The 11,989-nt window shown below is 33.9% G+C and carries 12 protein-coding genes and 1 pseudogene; 7 read left to right on the top strand and 6 right to left on the bottom strand.

The window, feature by feature from the left end; all coding sequences use genetic code 11:
* Window positions 1-3: 3 nt before the first annotated feature.
* From tssL to tssB, 4 genes are all read right to left on the bottom strand, one after another.
* Window positions 4-669: a type VI secretion system protein TssL, short form gene (tssL, locus tag AC5LXI_RS12440; RefSeq protein ID WP_493442622.1), complete on the bottom strand. Its 666-nt coding sequence runs from the start codon at window positions 667-669 to the stop codon at window positions 4-6.
* A gap of 10 nt (window positions 670-679) precedes the next feature.
* Window positions 680-2,032 carry a type VI secretion system baseplate subunit TssK gene (gene tssK / locus AC5LXI_RS12435; protein WP_493442621.1) on the bottom strand — a complete coding sequence of 451 codons (1,353 nt, stop codon included), beginning with the start codon at window positions 2,030-2,032 and terminating at the stop codon, window positions 680-682.
* A gap of 35 nt (window positions 2,033-2,067) precedes the next feature.
* Entirely contained in the window at window positions 2,068-3,600 is a 1,533-nt protein-coding gene (gene tssC / locus AC5LXI_RS12430; RefSeq protein ID WP_493442620.1) for a type VI secretion system contractile sheath large subunit, read from the bottom strand.
* 73 nt (window positions 3,601-3,673) lie between these two features.
* On the bottom strand, window positions 3,674-4,174 hold the full coding sequence (gene tssB / locus AC5LXI_RS12425; protein WP_493442619.1) for a type VI secretion system contractile sheath small subunit: 501 nt from the start codon (window positions 4,172-4,174) through the stop codon (window positions 3,674-3,676).
* 832 nt (window positions 4,175-5,006) lie between these two features.
* Between tssB and AC5LXI_RS12420 the strand changes: the two genes are divergently transcribed.
* The 6 genes and pseudogenes from AC5LXI_RS12420 (at window position 5,007) to AC5LXI_RS12395 (ending at window position 8,777) form a co-directional block, all read left to right on the top strand.
* On the top strand, window positions 5,007-5,162 hold the full coding sequence (locus AC5LXI_RS12420; RefSeq protein ID WP_493442618.1) for a hypothetical protein: 156 nt from the start codon (window positions 5,007-5,009) through the stop codon (window positions 5,160-5,162).
* Complete coding sequence (locus AC5LXI_RS12415) at window positions 5,155-6,018, top strand: putative type VI secretion system effector (RefSeq protein ID WP_493442617.1); 864 nt, start codon at window positions 5,155-5,157, stop codon at window positions 6,016-6,018. The genes AC5LXI_RS12420 and AC5LXI_RS12415 overlap by 8 nt, the downstream gene beginning before the upstream one ends.
* Window positions 6,011-6,607, top strand: coding sequence for a putative type VI secretion system effector (locus AC5LXI_RS12410; protein WP_493442616.1), 597 nt, complete (start codon window positions 6,011-6,013; stop codon window positions 6,605-6,607). Before AC5LXI_RS12415 ends, AC5LXI_RS12410 begins: the two co-directional genes overlap by 8 nt.
* 79 nt (window positions 6,608-6,686) lie before the next feature.
* Entirely contained in the window at window positions 6,687-6,875 is a 189-nt protein-coding gene (locus AC5LXI_RS12405) for a hypothetical protein (RefSeq protein ID WP_493442615.1), read from the top strand.
* A 602-nt stretch (window positions 6,876-7,477) separates the two neighbouring features.
* Complete coding sequence (locus AC5LXI_RS12400; RefSeq protein ID WP_493444306.1) at window positions 7,478-7,549, top strand: hypothetical protein; 72 nt, start codon at window positions 7,478-7,480, stop codon at window positions 7,547-7,549.
* A gap of 393 nt (window positions 7,550-7,942) precedes the next feature.
* Window positions 7,943-8,777, top strand: a pseudogene (locus AC5LXI_RS12395) (KilA-N domain-containing protein).
* A gap of 28 nt (window positions 8,778-8,805) precedes the next feature.
* On the opposite strand, the gene AC5LXI_RS12390 reads toward AC5LXI_RS12395, so the two are convergent.
* Window positions 8,806-9,624: an AraC family transcriptional regulator gene (locus AC5LXI_RS12390; RefSeq protein ID WP_493442614.1), complete on the bottom strand. Its 819-nt coding sequence runs from the start codon at window positions 9,622-9,624 to the stop codon at window positions 8,806-8,808.
* Window positions 9,625-9,743: 119 nt separating this feature from the next.
* On the opposite strand from AC5LXI_RS12390, the gene AC5LXI_RS12385 reads away from it, so the two are divergent.
* Entirely contained in the window at window positions 9,744-10,220 is a 477-nt protein-coding gene (locus AC5LXI_RS12385; protein WP_493442613.1) for a hypothetical protein, read from the top strand.
* Window positions 10,221-10,456: 236 nt separating this feature from the next.
* On the opposite strand, the gene AC5LXI_RS12380 is transcribed toward AC5LXI_RS12385, so the two are convergent.
* Window positions 10,457-11,986: a DHA2 family efflux MFS transporter permease subunit gene (locus AC5LXI_RS12380; RefSeq protein WP_493442612.1), complete on the bottom strand. Its 1,530-nt coding sequence runs from the start codon at window positions 11,984-11,986 to the stop codon at window positions 10,457-10,459.
* Window positions 11,987-11,989 lie beyond the last annotated feature (3 nt).

The raw sequence follows: 11,989 nt of genomic DNA, 5'->3' as shown, positions 1-11,989 counted from the left end.
TTTTTAACCGACAATTTGTTGAATCAATGTATCAAGTTGATGATTTAATATGAAATATAGCGCAACAACAACAACAACTGATAATGCAGTGCAAGATAATAAAAGGGTTTTTCGTCCCCAATACCGATAAGTTTGTGTATACTCAATTATCGGGTGAGATTGTTCGGGTTCATATTCGCGAACAGCTTCGCGCAATGCTAAAATGAGGTGCTCTCGTTCTATTTGAGGTTTATCAAGATAACGCCCTTGAAATCCTAATCCTAATACTCGATCAAAACAACTCAACACTAACATCTCTTTTATATCCGCTTTCAATCGTGTTCGAATTTTTTCAAATAAATCATTACCGGCATTATGGGTATTAAAAAAAATAACTTGTAATGGCGAACCTAACCATTCATCGTAATCTTGATTTTTAGGGTTATCTCGATGGCAAAGCAAGACCGTTTCATCTAATAATGCACATAAAGCGTAACTGATATCGTCAATCACATCATGGCTATATTGAGCGTTATTCAATTTGTCACGAACCGTTATTATCTGCTGTTTACAAAGCTCGTATAGTTTATGTCCAGAAGGAATATCTGCTTTGGCTTTTAGTTGTACTACCACTAAGATTGAATCTCTTAGTAACTCATCAATAACCAGTTTTTGGGATTCTATACTCATAATGTTTATCCTATGATCGCAAAACCGCGAACAATTCCAATGAAATATCAGGCATTGCCCTCGGCACATAAAATTCACAACATCGTGTTAGCAACATATTTTTTGCCGCATTATGTGAAAGATCTAATGCAAAATATTGATTTTCTAAACGCATCGGTATAGCCGCGGGTACATGACTGAGCGCTTTTAGTGGGATTCCGGATAAAGCTGAATGTATAATCTGCCTTACATCATCAGGTGCTCCAGCTTTACATAAAATTGGAAATTGTGACTGTAATTGATGTCCCGGCATACTTGAACGAACAGAGAGATAAAAATCAGCATCTTCAACCAGTCTAGAATCGTTTAATCTTCCTGTCCATAACGTATCTTTGTCATGAACCAAATCAATTTTAATCACGCGAGATGGTAAACTTTCTTCTAATAAATTGCGTACTAATCCAAAAAGGGGAGGGAACACGTCATTGAGTGTAGTATGCTGATAAGTGGGAATACCATCAACATCATTCGCCAATGAAAATGTAAGTAAAGCACCTGTTAATGCGGTTAACGTTTGATAAAGATTTTCTGGATGAATAGTCGGATTATCCCGCAAGAATTTAAGCTGCGGTTCAAATGTGTTTAATGCATTTAAAAGCCAAAATAAAGAAACATCAGCTATCGCAAATTCGGCCATTTGTTGATTGCGTTCATGACGCATACCCATTAATCGCTGACGTTTTGCTTGTATTTGAACACAGAGAAGCTCTAACTCTTTTAATAATGTTCCACTTTGAGTAAATAGATTCATTAGTGGTGGAATGTAGCCAAAATCAAGGACAAATTGGCCATTAAGATCTCGTTTTAATTTTGCAATCGGACAGGTTAAATAGTCGCTATGGTCTTCAAAGTCGAATAAAAATGTCAAGGCATAACGTTCAACGGCAATCGTTTCAGCATTTTGACCAAACAGATCGGTCACTTCCATCCATTCTTGTCGATAACGTAACGGTCTCTCAAGATGTTGATTATCTTGCAAGCAGTTTCCACCATTAGCCAGCAATAACGGAATGCCCACAAAAACAGTAACTTCTTCAAGTTCAACTGGTATATCAGTATTAAGTGCCCTGATTTCCGGTAATTTATCGGCAACATCGGTATTGATGAACACACCATCAGGAAAACGAATACTGATTGATTCGACTTTAAGACGATCTACCGTCAGTGCTTGCGTATCAATAATCAGTTTTTCAATGCCCCATGGATTAGCCACCGACAAAGTGGCTAATTTTTGTGAAGAAAATTGATTCCACAATATTTGCTGTTGGAATTGTTGAGGCGTCAAAAAGACGCCTTCGTTCCATAGAGGTCGAAAGATTTTCATGTATCCTAACACTCCCTGTTTTTATATAAATGATATTATGCTTTGGCTTTTGGCATTTGTGATACCATCGACAAATTAATATCCATTCCTTCAATCTGGAAATGAGGGATTAAAAAAGTTTTAACACGGAAAAAACCCGGATTATCCTCAATATCTTCAACCATCACTTTAGCTTCTCGTAATGGATGTGCAGCTTGAACTTCATCGCTAGGATCAGTCATTTCTGTAACTAGGTTACTAATCCATTTGTTTAATTCAAGTTCTAATACTCGGCGATCTTTTGTTGCACCAATATTTTCGCGTTGAATCACCTTCAAATAGTGTGCAATACGTGATAATAAGAAAATATAAGGTAAACGCGCATTAATTCGACTATTAGCTGTAGCTTCTTTTGTGTCATAAAGTGCTGGTTTTTGTGTTGAATTAGCAGAGAAGAAGCATGCATAGTCTCTATTTTTATAAAAAGAGAGTGGAATAAAGCCTAAATTTGCAAATTCGAATTCTCGTGTTTCTGGAATAAGTACCTCTGTTGGAATCTTAACTTGGTTACCCATTCCCAAATCGTAAAGGTGTATTGGTAGATCCTCAACCAGTCCACCCGCTTGCGGCCCTCGAATCTGAACACACCAGCCATTGCGAATAAAGCTTTGTACCATGTTAGCAGCAAAAGCATATGAAGCATTAGCCCATAAATAACGGTTATGATCAAGGCCTTTAACGTCCTCAATGAAGTTAAAGCTACGTACAGGCACAGTATCAGGACCATAAGGTAAACGCGCTAATACTCTTGGTAATGTAAGCCCCACATAACGAGAGTCGTCTGTATTACGGAAACTATTCCATTTTGTATACTCTGCACGATCGAAATAGTTAGCAATATCTTTTATTGCAGCCACTTCTTCCATGGTCTCTTTACCAAAGAATTTAGGGCCGACTGAACCCATGAATGGCATATGTGCTGCAGCTGAAACTTTTGAGATATTGCGTAATAAAGCAATATCTTGTGGACCACGATCGAATTCATAATTTGAAATTGTTACACCGATTGGTTCTCCACCTGGAGTGTCATATTCTTGAATATAAGTATGTCGATAAAAACCTGTTTGGATAATTTCTGGTGCATCCTCAAAATCTTGACGAAGTTCTTCTTTTGATACATCTAATAATTCAATTTTTACATTGCGACGAAAATCAGTCCGGTTGACGAGAAACTTCAACCCTCGCCATGTTGCTTCAATTTCTTGAAATGTTTCATTATGCATAATAGCATTAAGTTGACGGCTCAATTTCTGATCTATTTGGCTAATATGATAATCCAATAAATGTTTATCCAATTTTTCAATTTTTTGAGAGGAATTTTGAATCAATTTAAGCAAAATGTTAACAGCCATTGTAACACGCTCATCTAGTGAAGACTCTGACAAGACGTCATTGTCATCATATTTATCTATTCCACCTGCTTTTTCAATCGGGTTTAAATTGATTTTGTTAAATAAAGACTGGTAAACACTACCATTATCGTCTAACTCAATTTTACTCGTATTTTTTTGTTCCTTTTGTATGGTCATAACTCTTCCCTTATATTGCCATTAAAACAGCGATCCTGTTTTGAAATTTGCTAAACTGATTTATTAAAAATATCTATTTAATGCTTTGAGATACAATTGATTCTAATTCAGCACGAAGTTCATCAGATAGTTGTTCATCTTTCACGATTTTTTCAAGTTCATACCGAAGTGTAGCGTTATCCAACAAATTTGACTTTAAATCTCTTAATAAATTACGCATAGCGAGTAACGATCGAAGTTGTGGGATTTTCTTAGCAATTTGTTCGGGTGAAAAATCACTCATTGATTCAAATGCTAGATTAATACTAATTTCACTACCATCATCAGCAAGGGTATTAGGAACACTAATTGTTGCTTCAGGTCGAAAATCTTTTAGGACGGCGTCAAAGTTATTCTTATTAATTGATATTTTTTCTTTTTCGGATAATGAACGTTTATCTTTACCACGACCATAATCACCAATCGATAAAATTTTTAGTGGTAATTCAATTTTCTTTTTAGCCCCACCAGTGTGGAGATCTAAATGAATATTGACACGAGCAGGAGGAACTTCATTTTGATAGCTGTTTGACATAATTTTTCCTTATTAAATTTAATATTTATCAAAGCAAAATAGATAATTTTTTATGTAAAATTACTTTTTATTCTATGGTCTACAATCAACTATTGTATAAAAATATCCTATAGCGATGTATAGCTTAACTTAGTTAATACAATACAAACTTTTTTGCAATTTCACAGATTTTTTATTTTTTCAATACCTAATATGTTAAACTATTGTAAAATAAGTTGACAAGTTTTTTTTACTTTTTGGTGTAACCTATTTCAATTAATGGTATTAGATAATATTTTACGTAAAATTATTTTTTTTATTATATAATTTACAATTATTTACAATTTTCTGCTGTATTAAAATAACCCGTTGCGATGAATAGCTTAATTTAGTTATTACAATACAATTTATTCATACTTTCATATATTTTTAATTTCTTCAATATATAATCTGTAAAAGTTATGTAAAACAATTTGATAATATCCAAGAAAGTGCATGGTAACTTATTTAATGCTTCCACCATTCTCGTTCCTGATATTGTCTACGGGAATCCGTATTCGTAAATTATTATTAACACAAATAACAAATTACAGTGATAACTTAACAAAAAAATCATTGATTTTATCTAAAAAATCCTCTACTTTTTTAGAGGTTAATTAGATAACCTATATTGTATAGAAAATATCTTTAGAAAAATTAATTGTAAAAGAACAATGAATGAACAAATCCAAAATCAGCCTGCATATTGGCTCTGGACTAATAGGTAATTGATTATGCCATTAACTTCGTATCCAATAATTGACAAAACGAGATTATCCACTGATGCGCTAACTATCAGCCAACGGTTATTTGAATGCTCATTAGATTATCAACAGCACCCAAATATAAACAACAGCCCCCTAAAGGGGCTAAATGGGTCACTTTTTACCGCGAAGCACCACCAATACCCGAGTATATTAAGGTGATTCATACAAAATCTGAAGATATGAAATCGAAAGACGATGATTAATGATGACAAGTATTACCAAATCATAACCGGAATAGTTTCCGAACTAGAGATATTTGATACCGAGCAGCAGTTCCTAAAAACCCGCAAATTAGCCGGTTTACCTGCACTGGGATTATTTTTTTTAGGCGATGTGGTTGCCGCCACAAGCCAATTAAATACCGCTGATAGTAACGAAGAAGCGGCTGAATTTTTAAATAGTGTCCAATATTTCCGTTGTAAAATGGGGTCGAATATTATTGAAGGCATATTCTGTCGAGTCTTTTTTAATAATGGTGATCAGGTGGAAGTGGTGGTCGAACCTCGAAGTGATGGCAGTTATTTTGCTTATGCACTACGTCGATTAATTGATCATCGACTGTGGTTACATCCTTGGGCAACTAAAGGAACAAAAGCGGGAAATAAAAGTGCTTTAAAATTTGCTGTATTACTGATGTCGGTTATCTTTGTTTTTACAATTATTTTTATGCTTATTAATACACCCTTAGATGAATATTATATTTTTCTGATTGCTCTACCTGTGATACTGGTTTTAGATATTTTATTAGGTGTTTTGGTTTATTTTTTACATAAAAGTATCCTTAGCAAAGGCTCTCACATTGCGGATAAAATCTTTGCCACATTGGGCTATGCCGATCCTAAGCGAGTGGATATGGAGGCTGAGTTTTATAAATTTTATGCCTATCGAGATGAAAATTCACCAAATTTTTATGTTGATATCAACAGCGCCCAATATAAACAACAACCCCCTAAAGGGGCTAAATGGGTCACTTTTTACCGCGAAGCACCACCAATACCCGAGTATATTAAGGTGATTCGTACAAAATCTGAGGATATGAAATCGAAAGACGATGATTAATAATGACAAATATTATCAATTCATAACCGGAATCGTTTCCGAACTAGAGGTATTTGATACCGAGCAGCAGTTCCTAAAAACCCGCAAATTAGCCGGTTTACCTGCACTGGGATTATTTTTTTTAGGCGATGTGGTTGCCGCCGCAAGCCAATTAAATACCACAGATAGTAACGAAGAAGCAGCGGAATTTTTAAATAGTGTCCAATATTTTCGTTGTAAAATGGGGTCGAATATTATTGAAGGCATATTCTGTCGAGTCTTTTTTAATAATGGTGATCAGGTGGAAGTGGTGGTCGAACCTCGAAGTGATGGCAGTTATTTTGCTTATGCACTACGTCGATTAATTGATCATCGACTGTGGTTACATCCTTGGGCAACTAAGGGAACAAAAGCGGGAAATAAAAGTGCTTTAAAATTTGCTACATTACTGTTGTCTGTTGTCTTTATTTTTATGATTATTTTTATGTTAATCAGTACACCAATAGATAAATATTATATTTTTTTAGGTTGGGAAGAGATAACAATGATGGTTGTTGTATATATTTTATCTATTGTTTTAGTCTATTTTTTTAGTCTATTTTTTACATAAAAGTATCCTTGGCAAAAACTCTCACATTGCGGATAAAATCTTTGCTACATTGGGCTATGCCCATCCTAAGCGAGTGGATATGGAGGCTGAGTTTTATAAATTTTATGCCTATCGAGATGAAAATTCACCAAATTTTTATGTTGATATCAACAGCGCCCAATATAAACAACAACCCCCTAAAGGGGCTAAATGGGTCACTTTCTACCGCGAAGCGCCACCAATACCCGAGTATATTAAGGTGATTCGTACAGAAGATTATGATGAGTAAAAGTTAATTTGAATTATAAGATTAACTATGTAATTTGCATTTATAAGGTTCTGTCAAATTAACTTTTAACGGCGAACTTTATTTGATAGCTAACCTTAAATTCTGAATTTTAGGTACAATTTGAGTAATTATACCTTATTCCTTAAATCGGCATTCAACTAAAATTCGAAAGGTTTTAACTAAGCATAAGTTTCTTGCACAATTGGAACGATCGTAAATATTACCAAAATATGATAAGAATAATTGGGCTTGTTTTAATGATTTAAATTTACGCACTTTTTTCTTGCTAAGCTTGGTTGGTGTTAGTTTTCAATGGATACTGTCAAACTAACTCATCTTTTGTAGAATCGTGAAGATGAAAACAAGTAATACTATTTAAGTCATCGTTATTCAGCCACTATTATTAGTCATTATGTGTGGCTCAATTATCGTTTTACGTTAAGCTGTCGCGATATTGAACTCGTCATGATACAAAAAGGTATCTCTGTGATTTATGGAACCATTCGTTATTGATGCCTTAAATTTGGAAAACTTTATGCTAAACGAATTAAACACATCAAACGTGATGGTGAGCATATTGATATGGAAGAGTTTTTTGTAAAATCAATGGTAAACGCGTTTACTTGTGGAGAGCCGTTGATCAAGATGGCCAAACGATCGATGTGTTAGTTTAAGGAAAAAAGATAGTAAAGTAGCTATGAAATTCATAAAAAAGTAAGTATATAGTTATGGAAAAATAAATTTTAAATTGGAGTATTGATTTGGTGTAATCTGACCGTGCACTTATAGGCATTAAATATAGTTTTACTTACCCTATAATCAGCGAGCTGGTGGAAGCGCAGAAAAAATAAAATCCACCCGTCGATAAATCTATAATATTGATTCTTAATAATATTTATACGTTAAAAAAATTTCCATAAAATCCCATTGGATGTTCAAATATAGAACTTATTTTGAGTGTCTCAAATTATTTATTGGCTAACTATTTTAGCTTTTCTTGGTTGAGTTTGTTAAATATACTGATAAAGTTGAACCAATCAAACCCATTAGGCGTTTTTGATCTGCCAATTGGAAACACCAAGAAAAGCCGTAGTATTGTGGTGCAAGGACCGCCTATTACGATTACAAACAATCATGAGCAAGATTATATTTCACTGACTGATATGGTGAAAAACATTGAGGGTGGTAGTGCTTTAATTGAGTAATGGCTGAAAAATAAAGACACAGTACTATTTTTAGGTGTATGGGAAAAAATTAATAACTGCTGTTTTAATTCCCTCGAATTTGAGGGAATTAAAAATGAAGCAGGTCGAAACAGTTTCTACCTCTCTGCTAAGAAATGGAGTGATCTCACCGGAGCTATTGGCCTACAAGCCAAGCCAGGTTGTTACGGTGGCACTTATGCCCATAAAGATATTGCTTTTGAGTTCGGCTCATGGCTTAGCCTTGAACTCAAGCTTTATCTAATTAAAGAATTTCAAAGATTTAAAGATGAAGAAGCCAAAGTAATGTCACTGGAATGGAATTTCCAAGGTACTTTGGCAAAGGTCAACTACCGCATACATACAGATGCCATTAAAGAACACTTGATTCCGATACAATTAACAAATGCACAAACAGGGAGAGTGTATGCCAGTGAAGCAGACTTACTGAATATGGCTTTGTTTGGTATGACAGCAGCAAAATGGCGACAAGCCAATCCTGATCAAAAAAGGAAACATACGTAATGTTGCTACATTAGAGTAATTAGTCGTTTTATCTAATCTGGAAAGTATTAACTCGGTCTTAATTCATCAAGGTATCAGTGCTTGCGAACGCTTGATACAACTCAATGGTATTGCGATTAATCAAATGCAATCTTTGGTCAATATTTCTGAAACGAAGAATCTTATATTCAGTTAGTAGTATATAAACGATAATACAGTGTATTTTAGGTATGTAATGCCTGAAATACGCTGTACAAACAGTAATGTTTTCCACACATAATGTCATTATTATCAATTATTAAAGCTCGTTTCAGTTGTGATGGTCTCAGCCCCAAACTAGATAAACATGTTCTGCTAAAATGAGCCGAATCAGAAAATCCCATATCACTGGCTAATTTTGTCAGTGTTGTAGGGGAGTCGAGTATATCAATTACATCCTGTAATCTTTTCCACAATAGATAACCCCTGAAATTAATACCCAACTCAGAACGAAAAAGATGAAGAAAGCGACTTTCAGAAAGGTGTATTTTTTCGGCGATTTCCCTCGATGAAATTTGTTTTATGGGTAATGATGAAATAATAGAGACTGCTTTATTAATGCGGTTATCTTGATCACATGAACAATTAGGATCTGACTCACATAATAACTTATAGATATGATAAAGCTCAAATGGTTGGCTAATAGTAACAGATTTTATAAAATAACTGGCAATTTTTAATGCTTCTTCTTTAGTAAGAAAATAAACAGGATTAGTTTCAGTAAAATGCGATAATAAGTGATAATAGGGATCTTCTGGGCCAATAAGCAAATTAATACAACAGACATCTGGTGCGCTCAGTTTATGGGGAGCATTTGATTGAATAATAAAACCAAACACCTCTTTTTTTTCATCTGGTGTTTCTAACTCAAAAGACATATTGTGCAATGATATTGTCAATTGAAGAGAAGGGTGACGATGCCAATCCGTCGTGATATTGTTTATAAAAAGCAATGTAGATAAATTTTGTCGGTGCACTTTAACTAACAAATCATTGTCTAACATGATATTTTATCCTTGCTAAATAAACATCCTTGTCATTAAAAACAGTAACATAAACCATATGTAAAGACTATATATACGTAATTCGATTAACTTAAACTAACTAAAGGATAGCACATATCATGTATAAAGTTAATCAAGAACAATCCAAACGTATTTTTGGCTATTTTAAACCTATCACCAAAAACTTTATTATAGGATCTCAAAATATTCCGCAATCTTTTTGCCATTTTTCAGTAGATAATATTAATAATTTTGATGATTTACCATTAAAATTAAAAAAAGATATTCAATACTTTCCAGTAAGAAGAAAAATAGAGTTCTTAGCTGGTAGAGTGTGTTCTGCTACGGCATTAGAAAACTTATTGCGTGATGGAGGAGAATATTACTGGAGACTAAAGAGTTCCAACGGAGCCGTTTTATGGCCTAAAAACATAGCTGGTTCAATATCTCACTCTAATAATTTTGTAACTGCGGTTACAATAAAACACTCAAATGAGGTTCAAAGCATAAGAGTTGATATAGAAAAAATAATGTCCACTCAAAAAACAATTGATTTAAGTCAAACGATCTTAAAATGCCTACTCCCAGTGACATGATAATGGACATAACACATTACATTACTTTATTATTTTCAGCCCAAGAGCGTTTATATAAGGCGTTTAGCTCAACTGGTATTACACTTTCATATGAAAATATTTTTTGCATAGGTATAAACAAAGAAAAAAAACATGTACATTACATGTAGGTAATCCGATCAATAAAGTTTTTGAAGTTCATTTTTATTTTTCAAAATATTATAATCTTGTTATGACTTACGTACTTATCTAACCAACTATTTTTCTATTTCATTCTTTGATGTAATGGTTGATTTTGCAAACCAAACAACTATGATTAATAGTAGAAAAATAATTCCATATAGCCAAAAAATTTCGTTGGTTGCGATTACCAGCCCCTGATTAGTAATATTTTGTGCGAGCTTTGCCGAGGCTTGAGTTTCAGAAAAACCTAGCAACTGAAACTGCCGATATGTGTATTCTAGCGTTTGTATATTTTGATTCATTAGATCAGTTAGTTGATTGTGATGAATTGCTTCACGATGTTCCCATAATGAATTTGTTAAAGAAGTACCAATGGAAGTAGATAATGTTCTAAAAAAATTAAATAAACTTCCTGCTGCCGCTAACTTGTGAGAAGGTATATCAGTTAAAATTATTATATTCAAAGGCATAACAAAGCAAGCTATCGCAAATCCTTGATAGAATTGGGGCCATGCAGAACTCGAAAAATCCATATTAGGCTCAAACGAGTAAGCTCTCCAAAAAAAGCACACAGCAAAAACAATGAAACCAAAAGTCACAAGCTTCCTCATATCTAAATAAGGAACCAAACGGCCGACTATTGGAGCAAGAACGATAGGAACTAAACCGATGGGAGACAATGCTAATCCTGCCCACGTTGCAGTATAACCAAAAACTCGTTGTAATAGCTGTGGTTGCATAACTAATGTTCCTATATGTAGCAAAAATGCCAAACTTATGCAAATCGTCCCTACTGTAAAATTTCTTGATCTAAATAAAGATAGATCAACAATAGGATGATTCGATGTCATTTCCCAAAGAACAAAAAAAGAAAGTGTTACTAACGCTATCACAGATAAAATAATAATTTCAGATGAATTAAACCAATCCAGTTCTTTCCCTCTATCTAAAATAAGTTGTAAACTACCAACACCAAATATTAATAAAGCAAGCCCGATAGTATCTATTCGAGATTTACTTATTTCTGTTTCTCGTCCTTTTAATAATATTTTAGTACTTATCCAAGCTATTAGACCAATTGGCACATTTAGTAAAAAAATCCAGCCCCAAAATAAATTGTCACTTATCCATCCACCCAAAATAGGTCCACAGACGGGAGCAATAATAATAGTCATCGACCATATTGCTAAAGACATATTTTTTTTGGAATCTGGAGAGTTAGCTAATAATAAGCTTTGAGAAAGAGGAATAATTGGTCCAGAAACCGCACCTTGTAGTACTCGTGAAATAATTAACATTTCAAGGCTGTTGGAGACACCACATAACCAAGAAGCAAATACAAACAACAAAATTGAAAACAAAAATAATTTAACTTCTCCAAAGTACTTAGCTAGCCATCCAGATATAGGAATTGAAATGGCATTGGATACGGCAAATGATGTAATTACCCATGTTGCTTGGCTACTTGATGTTCCTAGGTTTCCAGCAATAGTAGAAAGTGCTACATTGGCAATGGTTAAATCTAAAATTTGTAAGAAGGCCACTGTTGCCAATGCAACAATAAGCCCAATTAATTTTGCACCTGATAGATATAATGGTGACATTTT

The sequence above is a fragment of the Gilliamella sp. LMG 34361 genome, assembly GCF_984569075.1.
This window is presented reverse-complemented; position numbering and strand designations above follow the sequence as displayed.

Coding starts and splice junctions, on each gene's coding strand:
- tssL (WP_493442622.1), bottom strand. CDS start 669: ATGAGTATAGAATCCCAAAAACTGGTTATTGATGAGTTACTAAGAGAT.
- tssK (WP_493442621.1), bottom strand. CDS start 2,032: ATGAAAATCTTTCGACCTCTATGGAACGAAGGCGTCTTTTTGACGCCT.
- tssC (WP_493442620.1), bottom strand. CDS start 3,600: ATGACCATACAAAAGGAACAAAAAAATACGAGTAAAATTGAGTTAGAC.
- tssB (WP_493442619.1), bottom strand. CDS start 4,174: ATGTCAAACAGCTATCAAAATGAAGTTCCTCCTGCTCGTGTCAATATT.
- AC5LXI_RS12420 (WP_493442618.1), top strand. CDS start 5,007: ATGCTCATTAGATTATCAACAGCACCCAAATATAAACAACAGCCCCCT.
- AC5LXI_RS12415 (WP_493442617.1), top strand. CDS start 5,155: ATGATTAATGATGACAAGTATTACCAAATCATAACCGGAATAGTTTCC.
- AC5LXI_RS12410 (WP_493442616.1), top strand. CDS start 6,011: ATGATTAATAATGACAAATATTATCAATTCATAACCGGAATCGTTTCC.
- AC5LXI_RS12405 (WP_493442615.1), top strand. CDS start 6,687: ATGGAGGCTGAGTTTTATAAATTTTATGCCTATCGAGATGAAAATTCA.
- AC5LXI_RS12390 (WP_493442614.1), bottom strand. CDS start 9,624: ATGTTAGACAATGATTTGTTAGTTAAAGTGCACCGACAAAATTTATCT.
- AC5LXI_RS12385 (WP_493442613.1), top strand. CDS start 9,744: ATGTATAAAGTTAATCAAGAACAATCCAAACGTATTTTTGGCTATTTT.
- AC5LXI_RS12380 (WP_493442612.1), bottom strand. CDS start 11,986: ATGTCACCATTATATCTATCAGGTGCAAAATTAATTGGGCTTATTGTT.